The sequence below is a fragment of the Roseibium alexandrii DFL-11 genome, from assembly GCF_000158095.2.
Classification (GTDB): domain Bacteria; phylum Pseudomonadota; class Alphaproteobacteria; order Rhizobiales; family Stappiaceae; genus Roseibium; species Roseibium alexandrii.
Genome location: NZ_CM011002.1, coordinates 3,499,577 through 3,518,349 on the forward strand (window position 1 = coordinate 3,499,577; position 18,773 = coordinate 3,518,349).

General features: G+C 56.2%; 16 protein-coding genes. 11 read left to right on the forward strand and 5 right to left on the reverse strand.

Annotation, left to right across the window (positions count from 1 at the left end; genetic code table 11):
• Window positions 1-90 precede the first annotated feature (90 nt).
• Entirely contained in the window at window positions 91-2,013 is a 1,923-nt protein-coding gene (gene dnaK / locus SADFL11_RS16135) for a molecular chaperone DnaK (RefSeq protein ID WP_040451304.1), read from the reverse strand.
• Window positions 2,014-2,353: 340 nt separating this feature from the next.
• Here dnaK and SADFL11_RS16140 point away from each other — a divergent pair, with 340 nt between their 5' ends.
• Together SADFL11_RS16140 and SADFL11_RS16145 are read left to right on the forward strand one after the other, a co-directional pair.
• Window positions 2,354-3,166, forward strand: coding sequence for a glycine-rich domain-containing protein (locus tag SADFL11_RS16140; protein ID WP_134853059.1), 813 nt, complete (start codon window positions 2,354-2,356; stop codon window positions 3,164-3,166).
• 23 nt (window positions 3,167-3,189) lie between these two features.
• Window positions 3,190-3,813, forward strand: a complete 624-nt coding sequence (locus SADFL11_RS16145) for an alpha-ketoglutarate-dependent dioxygenase AlkB family protein (RefSeq protein WP_008193552.1) — start codon at window positions 3,190-3,192, stop codon at window positions 3,811-3,813.
• A gap of 3 nt (window positions 3,814-3,816) precedes the next feature.
• On the opposite strand, the gene SADFL11_RS16150 is transcribed toward SADFL11_RS16145, so the two are convergent.
• A complete protein-coding gene (locus SADFL11_RS16150) occupies window positions 3,817-4,287 on the reverse strand; it encodes an OsmC family protein (protein ID WP_040451302.1) in 471 nt (156 codons plus the stop codon).
• Window positions 4,288-4,375: 88 nt separating this feature from the next.
• Here SADFL11_RS16150 and SADFL11_RS16155 point away from each other — a divergent pair, with 88 nt between their 5' ends.
• Window positions 4,376-5,020, forward strand: a complete 645-nt coding sequence (locus SADFL11_RS16155) for a GntR family transcriptional regulator (protein WP_008197214.1) — start codon at window positions 4,376-4,378, stop codon at window positions 5,018-5,020.
• A gap of 19 nt (window positions 5,021-5,039) precedes the next feature.
• Here the strand turns inward: SADFL11_RS16155 and SADFL11_RS16160 are convergent, their stop codons facing one another.
• The 3 genes from SADFL11_RS16160 to ubiE all read right to left on the reverse strand — a co-directional run bounded on the left by SADFL11_RS16160 (window position 5,040) and on the right by ubiE (window position 8,592).
• Window positions 5,040-6,116: an alcohol dehydrogenase family protein gene (locus SADFL11_RS16160; RefSeq protein ID WP_134853060.1), complete on the reverse strand. Its 1,077-nt coding sequence runs from the start codon at window positions 6,114-6,116 to the stop codon at window positions 5,040-5,042.
• A 97-nt stretch (window positions 6,117-6,213) separates the two neighbouring features.
• Window positions 6,214-7,797: a 2-polyprenylphenol 6-hydroxylase gene (gene ubiB, locus SADFL11_RS16165; protein ID WP_008193109.1), complete on the reverse strand. Its 1,584-nt coding sequence runs from the start codon at window positions 7,795-7,797 to the stop codon at window positions 6,214-6,216.
• 3 nt (window positions 7,798-7,800) lie between these two features.
• A complete protein-coding gene (ubiE, locus tag SADFL11_RS16170) occupies window positions 7,801-8,592 on the reverse strand; it encodes a bifunctional demethylmenaquinone methyltransferase/2-methoxy-6-polyprenyl-1,4-benzoquinol methylase UbiE (RefSeq protein WP_050776179.1) in 792 nt (263 codons plus the stop codon).
• A 143-nt stretch (window positions 8,593-8,735) separates the two neighbouring features.
• Between ubiE and mutM the strand changes: the two genes are divergently transcribed.
• The 8 genes from mutM (at window position 8,736) to gyrB (ending at window position 18,712) form a co-directional block, all read left to right on the forward strand.
• Complete coding sequence (mutM, locus tag SADFL11_RS16175) at window positions 8,736-9,629, forward strand: bifunctional DNA-formamidopyrimidine glycosylase/DNA-(apurinic or apyrimidinic site) lyase (protein WP_008195125.1); 894 nt, start codon at window positions 8,736-8,738, stop codon at window positions 9,627-9,629.
• A gap of 100 nt (window positions 9,630-9,729) precedes the next feature.
• Window positions 9,730-10,503, forward strand: a complete 774-nt coding sequence (locus tag SADFL11_RS16180; protein WP_008193734.1) for an enoyl-CoA hydratase — start codon at window positions 9,730-9,732, stop codon at window positions 10,501-10,503.
• Window positions 10,504-10,679: 176 nt separating this feature from the next.
• Complete coding sequence (gene rpsT / locus SADFL11_RS16185; protein WP_040451298.1) at window positions 10,680-10,946, forward strand: 30S ribosomal protein S20; 267 nt, start codon at window positions 10,680-10,682, stop codon at window positions 10,944-10,946.
• Between the two features lie 658 nt (window positions 10,947-11,604).
• Window positions 11,605-12,033: a rhodanese-like domain-containing protein gene (locus tag SADFL11_RS16190; RefSeq protein WP_008194640.1), complete on the forward strand. Its 429-nt coding sequence runs from the start codon at window positions 11,605-11,607 to the stop codon at window positions 12,031-12,033.
• Window positions 12,034-12,189: 156 nt separating this feature from the next.
• On the forward strand, window positions 12,190-13,668 hold the full coding sequence (gene dnaA / locus SADFL11_RS16195; protein WP_008194659.1) for a chromosomal replication initiator protein DnaA: 1,479 nt from the start codon (window positions 12,190-12,192) through the stop codon (window positions 13,666-13,668).
• 170 nt (window positions 13,669-13,838) lie between these two features.
• The gene (gene dnaN / locus SADFL11_RS16200) at window positions 13,839-14,957 is read left to right on the forward strand and encodes a DNA polymerase III subunit beta (RefSeq protein ID WP_040451295.1); all 1,119 of its coding nucleotides are present in this window, start codon (window positions 13,839-13,841) and stop codon (window positions 14,955-14,957) included.
• A gap of 21 nt (window positions 14,958-14,978) precedes the next feature.
• Window positions 14,979-16,136, forward strand: coding sequence for a DNA replication/repair protein RecF (gene recF, locus SADFL11_RS16205; RefSeq protein WP_008195059.1), 1,158 nt, complete (start codon window positions 14,979-14,981; stop codon window positions 16,134-16,136).
• Between the two features lie 131 nt (window positions 16,137-16,267).
• On the forward strand, window positions 16,268-18,712 hold the full coding sequence (gene gyrB, locus SADFL11_RS16210; protein WP_407690692.1) for a DNA topoisomerase (ATP-hydrolyzing) subunit B: 2,445 nt from the start codon (window positions 16,268-16,270) through the stop codon (window positions 18,710-18,712).
• Window positions 18,713-18,773 lie beyond the last annotated feature (61 nt).

Consider the following 18,773-nt stretch of genomic DNA (forward strand, 5'->3'; position numbering starts at 1 on the left):
GGGCGCATGTGCCTAAAGTCAGACAACTGCGCAACCGGCGCCGGAAATCAAGCAGCCAGCCGGTGAACGGCTGGCTGCACAGGTTTTAGGTTATGCAGACTTCTTGTCGTCGTCGTCTTTGACTTCTTCAAAATCCGCATCAACGACATCATCATCGGCTTTTTCAGCATCGGCGTCACCGCCTTCAGCATTGGCCTCGGCATCTGCCTGCGCCTGCTGATACATGGCTTCACCAAGCTTCATGGACGCCTCGGCCAGAGCCTGCGTCTTGGCCTTGATGTCTTCAAGCTCTTCGCCTGCAAGAGCGGTCTTCAGATCGCCAAGAGCGCTTTCGATCGCGGACTTGTCCTCTTCGGAAACCTTGTCGCCATAGTCAGCCAAAGACTTCTCGGTCGAATGAACAAGCGACTCGCCCTGGTTCTTCGCTTCGACAAGCTCTTTGCGCTTCTTGTCTTCGTCAGCATGCGCTTCCGCGTCTTTGACCATCTGATCGATGTCGGCGTCGGACAGACCACCAGATGCCTGAATGCGGATCTGCTGCTCTTTGCCTGTGCCTTTATCTTTCGCGGACACGTTGACGATACCGTTCGCATCGATGTCGAAGGTAACTTCGATCTGCGGAACGCCACGCGGTGCCGGCGGCAATCCGACCAGGTCAAACTGACCAAGGACCTTGTTGTCCGCGGCCATTTCGCGCTCACCCTGGAAGACGCGGATGGTCACAGCCGTCTGATTGTCTTCAGCGGTTGAGAACACCTGGCTCTTCTTCGTCGGGATCGTCGTATTCCGGTCGATCAGTCGCGTGAAAACACCGCCAAGCGTTTCGATACCAAGAGACAGCGGAGTAACGTCGAGCAGAAGAACGTCCTTGACGTCGCCCTGCAGAACGCCTGCCTGGATGGCAGCACCCATGGCGACTACTTCGTCCGGGTTCACACCCTTGTGCGGCTCTTTGCCAAAGAACTTGTGAACAGTTTCCTGCACCTTTGGCATACGGGTCATGCCGCCAACCAGAACCACTTCATCAATGTCACCGGCTGTTAGGCCCGCATCTTTCAATGCAGCTTCCATCGGCTTGACGGTGCGCTTGACCAGTTCTTCGACCAGCGCTTCAAATTTCGCACGGGTCAGCTTCAAGGTCAGGTGCTTCGGGCCAGACGCATCTGCTGTAATGAACGGCAGGTTGATTTCGGTCTGGGACGAGGACGACAGTTCGATTTTCGCTTTTTCAGCAGCTTCTTTCAGACGCTGCAGAGCCAGCTTGTCGTTTTTCAGGTCAATGCCCTGTTCTTTTTTGAACTCGGCAGCCAGATAATCGACCAGAACCATGTCGAAGTCTTCACCACCAAGGAAGGTGTCGCCGTTGGTGGACTTAACTTCGAAGACCCCGTCGCCGATTTCCAGGATGGACACGTCGAAGGTACCACCGCCAAGGTCATAAACCGCGATGGTCTTGCCGTCGTTCTTGTCGAGACCGTAAGCCAGTGCGGCAGCTGTCGGCTCGTTGATGATACGCAGGACTTCAAGACCGGCAATCTTGCCGGCGTCCTTGGTTGCCTGACGCTGAGCATCGTTGAAGTAGGCCGGAACGGTGATGACCGCCTGCTCGACCTTCTCGCCGAGATAGCTCTCAGCGGTTTCCTTCATTTTCTGCAGAATAAATGCAGAGACCTGGGACGGGGAGTACTTCTCGCCGTTGGCTTCTACCCAGGCATCGCCGTTGTCGGCCTTGACGATATCGAAGGGAACCAGCTTCTGATCTTTAGCCACGGTCGGATCATCGAACCGGCGGCCAATCAGGCGCTTGACTGCAAAAAGGGTGTTTGTCGGGTTTGTGACCGCCTGGCGTTTTGCCGGCTGGCCAACGAGACGCTCACCGTCGTCCGAGAACGCCACCATGGATGGGGTGGTGCGGGCGCCTTCTGCGTTTTCAATAACTTTGGAATCTTTGCCGTCCATGACAGCGACGCACGAGTTCGTCGTGCCGAGGTCGATACCAATGACCTTTGCCATTTTTGCCTCTCTTTCTAGCAAACCGGTGAGACCCTTAAAGGCGTCAAACCGGCTCCTCTTTGGGTTTCCGGGATCTTCCCGGATGCCGCGCCGGGGCAACTGCCCAGGATTTGGCGCGACGCTTGACCGCTATATAGGTGGATGAAACTTTGCCTGCAAGAGACCTTTTCACAGGCTGTTGCAGGCTTTGGGATATGTCGGCGATATTTCTTCCCAGAAGGTTACCAGCGGCACCGCGCCTGACCAGGTAATGATGTTTTTAACGGTTTCGCTTCGGAATTTGTTTAACGGCCTCGCATATCCTGCTTCTGACCAACTTCTTGGCCTCGGAGACAGCAGTATGCGCAATCCCGACCTCTGGCACCGCATATCCGAATGCCACCCGGATGATGTGGAGGAAGCATTTCCGTTTTCCCACCGTCTGGCCCGGGACAATGGATGGACCAGAAGTTTCGCGGCGCGTGTTGTTGTTGAGTATCAGCGGTTTGCCTATCTCAACCAGATGAAGGCCGGGATGGTCACGCCCAGCGATGAAGTCGATCAGGCCTGGCACCTTCACCTGACCTATACGCGTCATTATTGGGGACCGTTCAAAAAAGCCTTGGGAGCAGCACTGCATCACATGCCGACCAAGGGCGGTCCGGAGCAGGCTCTGACATTTCGTAAGGCCTACGAGGAGACCCTCGCACTCTATCGCCAGGAATTTGGGGAGCCGCCGCCCGACATCTGGCCACCCGCACATATACGATTTGGCAAGGCACCGCATTTTCTCCGGATCAACACACAGGATTTCTTGGTTCTCCGCAGACCTCACTGGCCCTTGTTGATCAAAACAACCGCCAACCGTTTGCGGCGCGCTCCGGCACCTATTCAAGGTGCTGCAGTGACGCTGTTTGCACTTCTCGCCGGTACAGGCCTCGCCCTGGCTCACGGGACACCAGCGGGCGATACATTGCTGGAACAGCTTCGCAACATGGCGTGGCACTGGGCTACACAGCATACACTCTGGTTTTTCGTCGGGATTATTGCCGCGGCGCTGGTCCTTATTGCACTGCTGAAAAAATCGACCAAAGGATCCGGCTGCGGCTCTGGTGGGTGCGGGTCTGATGGCGGCAGTGGTGGTGGTTCCGGGTGCGGCGGATGCGGTGACTGAGGTTTTGACCTATATCTACCCCCATGCACACCATCGCCATCAACGGCCTGACTGGCCTCAAATACCTGCCGCAATGTTTTGACAAAACGGCGCAGGAAGATCTTCTCGCCGACGTACGGGAGGTCGTTGCAGCAGCACCACTCTTCCAGCCCGTCATGCCGAATACGGGTAAACCGTTTTCGGTTAGAATGAGCAATTGCGGTCCGCTTGGCTGGGTGTCCGACATCAACAGCTACCGTTATCAGCCAAACCATCCAGAGACCGGACTAATGTGGCCTGCCATTCCGGCGCGTCTTTTGGAACTTTGGAAAGCGGTGGCTCCTGATGCCCCCGAACCGGAAGCCTGTCTTATCAACTTCTATGAACCCACCGCCCGCATGGGCCTCCATCAAGACAGGGACGAAGCGATGTTCGAAGCGCCTGTTGTCTCTGTCTCGCTTGGGGACACTGCAACATTCCGCGTGGGCGGGACCAACCGGAAGGATCCGACGAAATCATTCCGGCTCAGTTCCGGTGATGTGGTGGTGCTCGGCGGCGACGCGCGCCTTGCGTATCATGGTATTGACCGAATTCTCAGCGGCACTTCGAAACTCTTGAAAAACGGCGGGCGGATCAACCTAACCCTCCGTCGGGTGACCGCGCCGTAGGTTTCAAACTGTTTTGTAATTCGCCTCAATACGCACCGGAAAATTCACAGAACGCGCGATGAAACAAACGTTATGGATCTCACCGTGGATGGCATCCGCGGCCGTCAGATCCGTGCCCTCCGGTACCGTTATTCTAGGCCTTAGCGTCGCGCTCAAGAACCGGCCGGCTCCACTCCGTTCTGTTTCACCCACGGCGAGCGGTACATCCTCGTAACTCATAACGGCGATACCTGCGTTGCTGGCCAGATGCAGATACCACAGCATGTGGCAACTGGAGAGGGCGGAAAGCAAAAGATCTTCAGGGTTATGCAGAGACGGATCGCCTCCCAGGACCGGGTCATTCGAGCATTGCACAGGCGGTTTCCCCTGTGTGCGAATTTCCCAGGTTCGATCATACCCTTGGTACGTCTTTGTGCCCTGCCCGCGGTTTCCCGTCCAAACGATGTTGGAAACATATTCATGGGTTTTGGTCATGCGTCCTCACAAAATGTATACATTTTGAAATTGCACGGTTTTGTCAAGTGCCTTACTCAGTCATCAGACGGCCTTTTCCGAGGGAACGATGTCCGCAGAATACATCGCTGACAGCCTGCAAGCAGAAATCATTGCGGGGCGCTACCGGCCTGGCGCTGAGTTGAAACAAGGCGAGATTGCTGAGCGGTTCCAAGTGAGCCGTATTCCGATCCGCGACGCCCTGCAGCTTCTGGCCGCCCGCGGCCTCATCGTGCTTGTCCCGAACCGCAGAGCCCGTGTGATCTCGCTGAAACGTGACGAAATCCGGGAAATCTATGACATTAGAGTTCTGCTGGAATGCAATTGTCTGAAAGCAGCGATCGATCAGATGCGGGACGCAGACTTGGAGCGGATTTCCGCAGCTTTCGGTCATTCATCCATCGATGCCAAGACAGCAAACTGGTCCGAAGGAGACTGGGCCTTTCACAAGGCACTCTATTTGCCTTCCGGAAAAGCCCGCCAGATCGGAATGATCTACCAGCTTCGCCAAACCTGCCGCATCCATATTTCAGGATATGGCATCCTGCCAGACCAGACCGCTCAATGGCTTAAAGACCACCAAGACATCGTGGACGCGTGCCATACCCGAGACAGCGAAAAAGCAACCCGTGTTTTGAAGCTGCACATTGAAGGCGCAGGCAAGACATTGCTGGACGCCATACCGCGACAACCCAATTCAATCATAGAAAGGTGACGTGAGTCAGAGACCAGCGTCAGCTGACCAGAAGTCCGATTTTTCCTGCATATTTCTTGGACAAAAACGCTTCTTGCGCCGCGACCATATCTTTCAGCGGAAACGTTTTTGAGATCATGGGCCGGATTTCACCACGCTCGATATATCCAATCAGGTCTTGAAAGACTTTCGGATCCTGTCTGGTGCAGCCGAAAAACGCCAGATCCTTGAGGTAAAGCGTCCGCAAGTCCAACTCGACAATCGGACCCGCGATGGCCCCAGCAACCGCATACCGGCCACCGTTTTTCAGACAGTTAAGCAAATTCGGAAAATTCGGCCCTCCAACGAGGTCAAGAACAACGTCAAAGGCCCCCTCAGGCAATTCATCCTTGCGGCCAAGGGTGGCATCCGCCCCCATCTCTTTCAAGGCTTCGGACTTTTCCGGGGTCGTGACGGCCGTGACATGGGCGCCCCGGCGCTTGGCCAGCTGAATTGCAGCCGACCCAACCCCGCCCGAAGCGCCGGTAACGAGGACACGCTCCGCGCCGAGGGAACTTTTTTGGATCATTCCTTCCGCTGTTGAATACGCGCAGGGAAAGGACGCCAGTTCCACATCGCTGAGCTTTGAGGAGACTGCAAGCGCGTCTTCCGAATTCGCAACGGCATAGTCAGCAAACCCACCGTCGAATTCAGAGCCGAAGGTCACCAGCAGGAGATGCGCATGCTCAGGTTTTTTTGGCACCTGCATTGGCCGAACCAAGACACGTTCTCCGATGCGACCAGCATCTACGCCTTCACCAACGGCAACAATCTGCCCACAGCAATCAGCACCTTGCACCAAGGGAAAGTTCAGCGCGCCCGACCAGCCACCATCTGTATTCGTAGCTCCACCAGATCCTTCCGACGCAGTCGCAGCCGTATCGCCGCGGACGCTCTTTGAGTACCAGCCAATGCGCGTGTTGATGTCCGTGTTGTTAACGGCCGCCGCCCCGACCTTGATCAAGACCTGTCCCGGCTCCGGGACCGGCACGACAAGATCCTCCCGCCATTGCAAGCACTCAAGACCACCATGGGCGGTGAGCACCATGCCGCTCATGCGGTTCGGTATTTCGGGCATCAGAACTCCATGCTTGTGATTAGACTTCACCACACGGGTAGAATGATCTTTCTACCTCGTCAACAATACGGGTGCACTTCAAGAGCACTCACGAATTTTACATGAGAGCGTCAACAGCAATCGCGGTCACCGCAAGAGCGATCACCCACAGGGCAATGCGGCCGGAGCGTGTATGCCGGGCTTCGGCCTTTCCGATGGTTTCGGCTGTTTCTTCGCTAAATCGAAGGCCTTGTGTCGTCATCTTTTCTATTTCTTCCGACATCCGGCCAATCCGGTCTGCGAACAGCGGCATATCGGTTGCGATCCGGGCCAGCGCTGTCAGCGCATCTCCTGCATCCCGCACCCGACCGACAGGTCCAAGATGCTCCTTGATCCAGGTGCCAACCACCGGCTCTGCGGTCCGCCACATATCCAAACGCGGGTTAAGGGAGCGGGCAACCCCTTCCACAACGACCATGGTCTTCTGAAGCATGATCAATTGGGTCTGGGTGCGCATTTCGAAAAGTTCGGTCACCTCGAACAGTTGCGTCAGCAATCGGGCCATCGATATTTCACTGGCATCGTGACCATGGATCGGTTCGCCAATGGCCCGGATCGCCTGCGCAAACAGATCGACATCCTGGTCGGCTGGCACATAGCCAGCCTCAAAATGGACCTCTGCCACCCGCTTGTAGTTGCGCGTGATGAACCCAAACAGGATTTCAGCCAAGAACCTCCGTTCGCGCTTGCTTAGCCGTCCTGTAATTCCGAAATCAACGGCGACCAAGGTACCATCCGGCTCAACGAATAAGTTGCCTTGGTGCATATCTGCATGAAAGTACCCATCACGCAGCGTGTGGCGCAGGAAACTTTGGATGACAGCTGCACCAAGCGCTTCCAGATCCTGCCCGTCTTCTGTGAGGCCTTCGACGTCCGACATCTTGCGGCCGTCGATCCACTCCATCGTCAAGACGCCCTTGGCAGTCCGGATCCAGTCAACCTGCGGCACGCGGAACCCCGGATCCTGCACGGTGTTCTCCGCCATCTCCGAGAGACCTGCGGCCTCCAGCCGGAAATCCATTTCCATGGTGACGGATTGCGCAAGAGTGTCGACGACCGCCACAGGACGGAGCCTGCGGGATGGCGCGTGAAAGCGCTCAGCCAACCGGGCGACCAAGTAGTAACTTTCGAGATCACGCTGGAACCGCCGCTGCACACCGGGCCGGAGAACTTTCACCGCAACTTTACGGTCAGTACCGTCTTTATCGCGAACAATCGCCGGGTGGACCTGGGCTATAGAAGCTGCGGCAACAGCCTCGCCGAACTCCACGAAGACATCTTCAATCGGTTGAGCCAACTGCTCGGCGACCGCTGCCCGCGCTTCCTCGTGATCAAAAGGCGCCAACTGGTCCTGCAGCGCTGCCAGATCCTTTGCAGCCTCTTTGCCAACAACATCTTCGCGCGTTGCCAAGAATTGACCAAGCTTCACATAGGATGGGCCGAGGCGGTTCATTGCATCTGAAAGACGCAGTTCCGCGCTTTTATCCTTTACTGCCCGGCGCTCCAGCAGCCGCGCCATGCCAATCGCAAGTCGCGGCCCTGCCGGCAGGTCTGGCAGATGCGCAAGACCGAACACGCCTTCGCGTGCCATGACATAACCAGCTCGCACGAGGCGGAAGAAAGGCATCACCGCAAATGCCATGGATCAGAGTTTCCAACCAGAATGCAATGCGGCGATCCCGCCGGAATAGTTTCGATATGTGACCCGCGCAAGGCCCGCTTCGCGGATCATTTCGGCAAAGCGTTCCTGGCTCGGAAACTTGCGGATCGATTCCACTAGATACTGATACGGTTCGCCGTCACCGGTCACCCATTTGCCCATGGCAGGGATCGCATTAAAGGAAAACGCGTCGTAGACCTTGTCGAGACCAGGAACGTCGACCTCCGAAAACTCTAGACACATAAAGCGGCCACCGCGTTTCAAGACCCGGTTTGCTTCCCGCAGTGCCTTGGGAATGTCCGGCACGTTCCGGATACCGAAGGCGATTGTATAGGCATCGAAACTCTTGTCCGGGAAGGGCAAATCTTCCGCGTTGCCCTGCGAAAACGTGATCAGATCGGAGAGACCTGCTTTTTCGGCCCGATCACGGCCAACGTTCAGCATGGAATTGTTGATGTCGCAGACAACGGCCTTCACTGACCGCTGTGACTTCTCTACCACCCGGGTTGATACATCGCCTGTACCACCTGCAACATCCAAAAGACGCCAACCGGACGCGCTGGACTTTGGCGGTGCCAGATAGGACACCATGGCATCTTTCCAAACCCGGTGCAGACCGCCGGACATCAGATCGTTCATCAGGTCATAGCGGGATGCGACCTTGTAGAAGACATCATCCACCAGGGCCTGCTTCTGCCCCTCGCCGACCTTTGTAAAGCCGAAACTGGTCGGCATATCTTCCGGTGTGCGGGTCTGGCTATTAGCCTGTTGCGTCATCTGCGCGGCTCCAAGCGTCATTCATTTCCAAAATTTGGCCGGACCATAGTACAAGCGTTATCGGAGCGCTATGTTTCCCGGCCACGAAAACACCATATGCCGCAGGCCTATATCGCGCCGCCTTACCGGAGACCAGAGAATAAATGCCTGAATTGCCCGAAGTGGAAACGGTCAAACGTGGATTGGCGCCGACAATGGAGGGAGCACTCCTGACCAAGGTCGATCAAAACCGGCCGGACTTGCGCTTTCCATTTCCCGACGATTTCGTGGAGAGACTGACCGGCCGGAGTGTCACAGCCCTGTCCCGGCGGTCCAAGTATCTGCTGGCGGACATTGATAGCGGTGATGTCTTGATCATGCATTTGGGAATGTCGGGATCATTCCGGATCGAAAATGCCATCGATAAGTCAACACCGGGAGAGTTTGCTCATGAGCGGAACAAAGATCCGAAACATGACCATGTTGTCTTCCATTTAAGCCTTCCGAACGACGGCAGCGCGCGGATCATTTATAATGACCCGCGCCGTTTTGGCTTCATGGACCTTGTTCCACGAACAGACCTGTCAGCGCATCCATATTTCCGGGAACTTGGCCTGGAGCCACTCGGGAATGCACTAAGCGGAGAGGTCTTGGCGCGACTGTTTGCAGGCCGAAAATCCCCGTTGAAAGCAGCACTCTTGAACCAGAAACTGATTGCCGGCCTCGGCAATATATATGTGTGTGAATCCCTTTGGCGCAGCGGGCTCAGTCCCAAACGATTGGCGAGCACGCTGGTAACAAAGTCAGGCAAGCCGACGAAGAAAGCAGACCTGCTTGCCCAAAACGTCCGACTGACACTTGAAGATGCCATCCTTGCTGGGGGCTCTTCTTTGCGGGACCACACCCAAGCGGACGGTACGCTCGGCTACTTTCAACACTCGTTTGCGGTCTATGACCGGGAGGGCGCGCCTTGCCGGACACCCAACTGCACCGGCACTGTGCGCCGTGTCGTTCAGTCGAACAGATCGACATTCTATTGCCCTATTTGCCAAAGGTAGAACTCCATCTGAAACGGCAGTCATGCCTTGCCAGACACGGGCCCGGTCGGCTACCCATGGCGCACGCAATCGAGACATCCTGCCACGGGGAGCGGACACGATGGGATACAAGAACATCCGGGTTGAAAAACGCGGCAAAGTCGGGTTGATCACCCTCGATCGACCCAAAGCACTGAACGCACTCAATTCGGAACTCATCGCGGAACTCGGTTCCGCGCTGGATACCTACGACGCAGATGAAAAAATCGGCTGTGTTGTGATCACGGGATCTGAAAAGGCATTTGCAGCCGGCGCTGACATTAAAGAGATGCAGCCGCACACCTTCTCAACGGCCTATCAGACAGACCTGATCACCCCGTTTGATCGGGTATCACAGAACCGCAAGCCGATCATTGCCGCCGTTGCCGGCTACGCCCTCGGCGGCGGCTGCGAACTCGCCATGCTGTGTGATTTCATCATTGCGGCCGACACAGCCAAGTTTGGCCAGCCGGAAATCACGCTTGGCGTAATCCCGGGCGCAGGTGGCACCCAGCGTCTTACCCGCTTTGTTGGTAAGTCGAAGGCTATGGACATGGTGCTGACCGGGCGGATGATGGATGCGGAAGAAGCAGAGCGCAGCGGACTTGTCAGCCGCATCGTGCCAGCCAATGACCTCCTGGAAGAAGCTTTGAAAGCCGCGGAAAAGATCGCAGACTTCTCCTTGCCGGTGGTAATGATGGCAAAAGAGAGTGTCGACCGGTCTTATGAAACAACCTTGTCAGAAGGGGTTCGCTTCGAACGCCGTGTTTTTCAGGCCATGTTTGCCCTGGAAGACCAGAAAGAAGGAATGTCGGCCTTCACGGAAAAACGTTCGCCACAGTTCAACAACAAATAATCTTGGTTCACCAGCGACAAAGCCGTTGACGGCGGCCCAAGTCAGGATTATAAGCAGCGCCCAATCGGTGGCGGTTTTCCGCCGCCGTTGTTTTTTGGTCGGGTTCCATCGCTTAGGCGTTCAAGTCCCGATCGTCACCGGACAAAAGTCCCAATATACCGATCAGGATTGAGCCCATGGCCAACACACCATCGGCCAAGAAGGCGGCCCGCAAGATTGCCCGCCGGACGGCCACGAACAAAGCTCGCCGGAGCCGGGTGCGCACTTACCTGCGCAAGGTTGAAGAAGCAATTGCTTCTGGTGACCAGGCTGCCGCAAACGACGCCTTCAAAGCAGCACAGCCGGAAATCATGCGCGCTGCTTCCAAAGGCACCATGCACGCCAATACGGCGTCACGGAAAGTTTCCCGCCTCAATGCCCGGATCAAGGCACTGAGCGCATAAATCCGTCCCAAATCGGACAATCCAAAGAACCCGGCCATCGCGCCGGGTTTTTTTAGCCGCGCAATTTTGTGGATTGCCTACATCAGCTGCGGCACCCGGACAGATTGTAAAAAATGCTTAACTTATCTATAGCAAAGAAACCCTATGTTTTTCAGCTCCTTAGAGATATGTAGGCTATCCAAATCCAGTTCAAACCGGATTCGATACGAGTCAAGGTATCAGTGCCGAAATTTTTTTTTACAAAGCCCAAACCCATCCAATCCGGGTGCGGAAATGGCAAAAAGTTATTGCAGTAAAAAGCGTTTGCAGCATCACCCACAGATAACACCCAATGTGGCATTTTGGGCTCATTGGACACCGGAATCGATAATCCTTCAGAACGGCTGTTGAACCAAAAGGGTTGCCTGTATATTGTCTCATTGCTGGCAGAGAAAAGACCGGCGCGACACGATAAACAGTGCTTGGACCTAACAATGAAGAAGTCAAAATTCCACATCTCTGAGCACTTACCTGACCGGGCTTCAGGTGAATACATTGACGTATTCAGTATGCGTCATTTTTAGGTGCGTTCCGAACCTACTTAAACTCTCATTTTACTGATAAAAACTTTAATTCAAAGGCCGTACGGTTTTTGGAAGGGGGCATTGTGTTTAGCGAATTGGGGTATGCGGGAAACGTTGACGTTCAAACTGCATTTACGGCTCTTACCGATAACACTCAGGCAGTCCTCGTCGATGTGCGCACTCAAGCGGAGTGGACGTTTGTTGGTGTGCCGGACCTGCGTACGTTGGGCAAGGAAACCATCTTTGCCGAATGGCAAAGCTTTCCGCCCAGCGGCCCTAATCCTGCGTTCGTTCAGGACCTTTCTGACCGCCTGAGCAAAAAAGAACTTGACCCGGAGACGCCAATCTATTTTCTGTGCCGCTCCGGCGCGCGCAGTCAGGCGGCTGCCCAGGCAATGACCCAAGCCGGCTACACAAATTGCTACAATGTATCTGAAGGTTTCGAAGGTGGGCTTGATGCACATGCCCACCGCGGGACGCAGTCTGGTTGGAAGGCCGCCGGATTGCCTTGGGTACAGGGCTAAGTAATTCCCCTGGCAATCAGGGGAGATAATCGGGCTATGCCCGGATTGTAATAAAATCGCCCCAAAAACGGGGCACATAAGCTGCAGAAGCAGCAAGGCGTTAGGACGAAGAACGGCTGTGGCGGACTGTTCTTCCCATTACAGGAGGCAGATAATATGCAGGTTCAGGAGGCAGGCGGCTCCGAACAATGGACGCGGGTCAAGAAGCAACTCCGTGCGGAACTGGGCGACGATGTGTTCACCAGCTGGTTCGCACGCGTTGATCTGGAAGAACATCAGGACGGCACTGTCCGCCTGTCTGTTCCGACACGGTTCCTCAAACAGTGGATCCAAAATAACTATAATGAGCGTCTCATGGGGCTTTGGCAGCGCGAATGTGACAATGTGCATCGGATCGAATTGACTGTCCGTGGCGCCATTCGTCCGCGCCAGGTGACAGCTGTACAGCCCAGCCTGCCGGCAGGATCTGCCGGTGCGCAGAACGGGTCCATTGAGGCACGCTCGGAAAATCTTGGCGATGCGACACATGTGACCCGGGCGCAGGCTGCGACGGCTGCCGTAGGCCGGGGTGACAGCGCATCTGACAGTACCCGTGACGTTTTGCAAGGCGCTGCGCTCGATCCGAAATACACGTTCGAGACATTCGTTGAGGGCGACTCCAACAACCTTGCTCTTGCCGCAGCTCGTCAAGTCGCATCTGGCGGAGCGGTCACGTTCAACCCGCTCTACCTGCATGCGTCGGTTGGCCTGGGCAAAACCCATCTGATGCAGGCCGTAGCATCGAAAGTGCGCAACAGCGGACGCAAAGTCCTCTACCTGACGGCCGAGCACTTCATGTACAAGTTCGTCGCCGCGCTGAAATCACAGTCCGCACTTGCTTTTAAAGACAACCTGCGGACCATCGACCTCCTCCTCATCGATGATATGCAGTTCCTTCATGGCAAGCAGGTGCAGCAGGAATTCTGCCACACCCTCAACGCTTTGATCGACGGCGCGCGCCAGGTGATTGTTGCTGCGGACCGGCCACCGTCCGACCTAGACACCCTCGACGACCGCGTCCGGTCGCGCCTTTCCGGGGGCCTTGTTGTTGGAATCCAGGAGCCGGATTTTGTTCTGCGCAGGAGCATTTTGGTCTCCCGCGTTGAGGCTGCCCACAAGTCGTATCCGCAATTTGATGTACCGGACTCTGTGCTCGACTACATCGCCCGGCATGTCGCCTCTTCCGGCCGCGATCTTGAAGGCGCCCTAAACCGTCTGATCGCGCACAATCAGCTGACTAACCAGCCGATTACGCAGGAAATGGCGGAGATGACGTTGCGCGATCTGGTTCGCTCCAGCGAACCGCGCCGGGTAAAGATTGAAGACATTCAGCGCGTGGTCTCCAAGCACTACAATGTGACAAAGGCAGATCTGCTGTCGGCCCGCCGCACGCGAACCATCGTGCGGCCGCGTCAGATCGCAATGTACCTGGCAAAGGTCATGACACCGCGCTCGCTGCCGGAAATCGGCCGCCGTTTCGGAAATCGTGATCACACGACAGTTTTGCACGCGGTACGCAAGATTGAAGAAATGGCCCGTGCCGACTATGCGCTCGCGCAGGAGATTGAACTCCTGAAGCGCATGCTGGACGCCTAAGACGAATAGACTGTCTTTTCAGCCAAAAAAGGGGGGCGTTCCGAGTGAGCGCCCCCTTGCTTTTGCAGCCGGTAGAGGGCAGTGTCTTCCCCCCGCTCCCTTCCCGGAGCCCATAAGAATTCAGCCGACCGGACGTTCTGTCTGGTGTTTCACGAGTACGGATGCAGCGTATGAAAGCGACCCTCGAGCGGACCGACCTCCTCAAGTCCTTGACCCATGTGCACCGGGTGGTCGAACGCCGGAATACTATCCCGATCCTGTCCAACGTTTTGCTGCGCGCGGATGGTGGAGCCTTGAACCTGAAGGCCACTGACCTCGACCTTGAAATTGTCGAAACCGTGCCTGCCATGATCGAAATGCCGGGTGCCACGACCGTACCTGCGCACATGTTCTTTGACATTGTCAGAAAGCTGCCGGAAGGTTCCCAGGTTGTTCTGGAAACAACAGGTGATGACACCACACTGGAAATCCGCGCAGGCCGTTCGAAATTCACGCTGCAGATGCTGCCGGAAACCGATTTTCCGGATCTGACCGCCGGTGATTTCAGCCACGGCTTCACCTTGAGCGCGTCGGACATCCGCAAACTGATCGACACCACGCAGTTTGCGATCTCCACCGAGGAAACTCGGTACTATCTTAACGGGATATATCTGCACACTGTCGACGCGGCCAACGGCCAGCAATTCCGCGCTGTTGCCACCGACGGCCACCGTTTGGCGCAGGCAGAGGTCTCCGCACCCTCCGGTTCCTCCGGCATGCCGGGTATCATTGTGCCGCGCAAGACAGTCGGCGAAATCCAGAAGCTCTTGGAAAATCCGGAAGCTGACGTGCAAATCGAATTGTCGGACACCAAGATCCGCATCACAACAGATACGGTTGTTCTGACATCGAAACTCATCGACGGCACATTCCCGGATTATGGCCGCGTGATCCCGCAAGGCAACGATAAGGAAATGCGCGTTGACCGGGATGAATTCAAAGAAGCGGTTGATCGCGTCTCAACCATCTCATCCGAGCGCGGACGTGCTGTGAAGTTGGCACTTGGCGATGGACGCTTGGTTTTGACCGTCAACAACCCGGATTCTGGCAGCGCCACGGAAGAACTGGCCGTAGAGTACGAGTCTGATCCGTTGGAAATCGGCTTTAACTCCCGTTACCTGCTCGACATTGCAAACCAACTCAGCAGCGACACAGCCCTGTTCCGTCTGGCAGATTCCGGATCCCCGACCCTCATTCAGGACAATACAGTCGACGACTGTTTGTTTGTTCTGATGCCGATGCGGGTCTAAACGCGCCAACGGAAACCGGTCATGACTGCACCCCGGTCGGCACGGCTGACCCGCCTAACCCTGACCGGCTTCCGCAACTATGCCATCATGGGCATCGGCTTATCGGCTGGCATGGTGGCCTTTGTCGGCGCGAATGGTGCCGGCAAAACAAATATCTTGGAAGCGATCTCCTTTTTGACAGCCGGGCGTGGATTGCGCAGGGCAGCTTTGACGGATATTGCCCGCGTTGGCGGCGATGGGACCTGGAGTGTCTCCGCGAAGATCCACCTTGATGATATTGAGACAAGTCTTGGGACCGGAGCCACTGCAGGTGTTCCTGGGCGCAAGGTGCGGATTGATGGTGAGGACATGCGGTCCTCGGAGAGCCTGCTCGACTACATGCGGGTTCTTTGGCTTGTTCCGTCAATGGATGGGCTGTTTACAGGCCCCGGATCCGACCGACGCCGGTTTCTCGACCGCCTGACCCTCGCAATAGACCCGGCTCACGGGCGCCGTGTCAGCGACTTTGAAAACGCGCTCAGGCAGCGCAACAAGCTGCTGGATCAGGGCGGATCGGACGCTTACTTGAGCGCCCTCGAACTTCAGGTCGCGAGCCTCGGAACAGCTGTCTCCTTCGCCCGTCAGGAAACCGTCGGCCTGCTCAAGCAGATGATTGACGGCCGGCCTATTGAAAATACGACCTTTCCCCAAGCAATGCTCTCGCTCGAAGGCACGTTTGAAGCCGAGACGATCGGAATGAGCGCCTCTGATCAGGAAGATCATTACCGGCGCCTTCTGGAACAGGGACGGCATAGGGATCGCGCGGCCGGACGCACCCTGACCGGACCGCATTTGAGCGATCTGAAAGTCCGCCATGCCGCCAAGGACATGCCCGCAGCCCAGTCCTCTACCGGAGAACAAAAAGCACTCCTGATTGGGCTCGTTCTGGCGCACGCTGAACTCACGGCAAAAGTCTCCGGAATGACACCGGTTTTGCTGCTTGATGAGGTCGCAGCCCATCTTGACCCGGACCGCCGGGCAGCACTTTTTGAGCGCCTGGACGCCCTCGGCGGTCAGGTGTTTATGACCGGCACCGATGCCTCGCTCTTCGATGCATTGCCGGTTCATTCCGAAGTGTTTGAAGTTGGCAACAACGAAGCCCGCCTGATCCAGGTCGCCGGAGCCCATAAATCCGCCTGATTCTTATGGTTTTCCACTATATTCAAGACCTGAACAGGCCTGCAGCCAGCGTGCAGTTGAACGCCTGTTGGAACACCGTATAACGTGGCTAAGAAACAAAAACCGATTGGTGAATGATTCGCATGAGCGATATGTCTACGCCCGAGCCTGGCGCCACTCCCGAAGCAGAAAATGGTGCCGAATATGGCGCCGACTCCATCAAGGTTCTGAAGGGTCTGGACGCGGTCCGCAAACGCCCCGGCATGTATATCGGCGACACTGACGACGGCTCCGGCCTGCACCACATGGTCTATGAGGTTGTCGACAACGCGATCGATGAAGCCCTTGCAGGCCACGCAGACCACGTTACCGTAACGTTGAACCCGGACGGGTCGGTGACGGTTTCTGACAACGGCCGCGGTATTCCGACCGATCTTCACTCTGAAGAAGGCGTTTCGGCGGCCGAGGTCATCATGACCCAGCTGCACGCCGGCGGTAAATTCGACCAGAACTCCTACAAGGTCTCCGGCGGCCTGCACGGCGTAGGTGTATCCGTGGTGAATGCGCTGTCGACGAAACTGGATCTGCGCATCTGGCGGAACGACCAAGAGCACTTCATGACGTTTGCCCATGGCGATGCTGTGGGCCCGCTCGAAGTTGTCGGACCAGCTAATGGAAAAAAAGGCACGGAAGTCACCTTCCTGCCATCCTCGGAGACTTTTACCAAGACCGAATTTGACTTCGGCACTCTTGAGCACCGCCTCCGGGAACTCGCTTTTTTGAACTCCGGTGCCCGCATTATCCTCACCGACAAACGCGGCGTGGAAGACGTCGTCGAAGAACTATTTTATGATGGCGGGCTTGAAGCCTTTGTCCGCTATCTGGACAGGGCCAAACATCCGCTCATCGAAACACCGATCGCAGTGCGGGCGGAAAAAGACGGCATCACCGTCGAGGCCGCTATGTGGTGGAACGACAGCTACCACGAGCAGGTTTTGTGCTTTACCAACAATATCCCGCAACGGGATGGCGGTACGCACTTGGCCGGCTTCCGCGGCGCGTTAACCCGCCAAGTCACTGGCTACGCTGAATCGACCGGGCTGATGAAAAAGGAAAAGGTCTCGCTGTCCGGTGACGACTGCCGCGAGGGCCTGACATGCGTCCTTTCGGTCAAAGTTCCAGATCCGAAGTTCTCCTCGCAGACCAAGGACAAGCTGGTTTCATCCGAAGTCCGGCCGGTCGTTGAAAACCTGATCTCCCAGACTTTGAGCGAATGGCTTGAAGAAAATCCGGCACCGGCGAAAACCATCGTCTCCAAGGTTGTTGAAGCGGCCTCAGCCCGTGAAGCTGCGCGAAAGGCCCGTGAACTCACAAGGCGCAAGGGCGCGTTGGATGTTGCGTCTTTGCCAGGGAAACTTGCAGACTGCCAAGAACGTGATGCTTCCAAGGCCGAACTCTTCCTGGTGGAGGGTGATTCCGCGGGTGGCTCGGCAAAACAGGGCCGGCATCGGGAAAATCAGGCTGTTTTGCCTTTGCGCGGTAAGATCCTGAACGTTGAACGGGCGCGCTTTGACAAGATGCTGTCATCCAACGAGATCGGAACGTTGATCACGGCGCTTGGCACCGGGATCGGCAAAGAAGAGTTCAATATCGAGAAGCTACGCTATCACAAGATCATCATCATGACCGATGCTGACGTGGACGGCGCCCATATCCGAACCCTGCTTTTGACCTTCTTCTTCCGACAAATGCCCGAGCTGATCGAGAACGGCTATGTCTATATCGCGCAGCCGCCGCTTTATAAGGTCAAACGTGGTCAATCGGAGCAATACCTCAAAGACCAGGAAGCACTCGAGAATTATCTGATCGCGCAAGGGTCGGATGACACCTCGTTGAAGATTGCAAACGGCGAGGTCCGGACCGGTCAGGATTTGCGACAGGTGGTTGAAACCGCACGGGCGATCTCTGACATCTTTGATGGCCTGCACTCACGCTACAACCGTGATGTGGTCGAGCAGGCAGCCATCGCAGGCGCGCTCAACGCCGAAATTCTCGAAGATCAGGGCAAGGCCGAAGAAGCGGCCACCTATATTGCCCGCCGCATGGACATTCTTGCCGATGAATTCGAACGCGGCTGGACTGGTGAAGCCCGGGACGATGGCAGCTTGGTGTTCGCACGTATGGTGCGCGGTGTTCAGGAAGTCGCAACGATCGATGCGGCTTTACTGGGCTCAACGGACGCCCGACGGCTTGCAGCCCATGCCGCGCATCTGAATGAAGTGTACGGCAAGGCTGCCGTCTTGCAGCGTAAGGATGTTCCAACCGAAATCCGGGGCCCTCGGGCGTTGCTTCAGCACATATTTGCCTTCGGACAAAAGGGCATCTCCTTGCAGCGGTATAAGGGACTTGGGGAAATGAACCCCGAGCAGCTCTGGGAAACCACCCTTGATCCGAACGTACGTTCGCTCCTGCAGGTCAAGGTACGGGAGGCAGACGACGCCGACGATATCTTCACCAAACTGATGGGCGACGAAGTGGAACCGCGCCGCGAGTTCATTCAGGACAACGCTCTGGCAGTTGCCAACCTGGACATCTGATCGGTCGCTTCAGACTTCAAAAAAAGCGGCCTTGGCCGCTTTTTTTAATACCTATTATCAT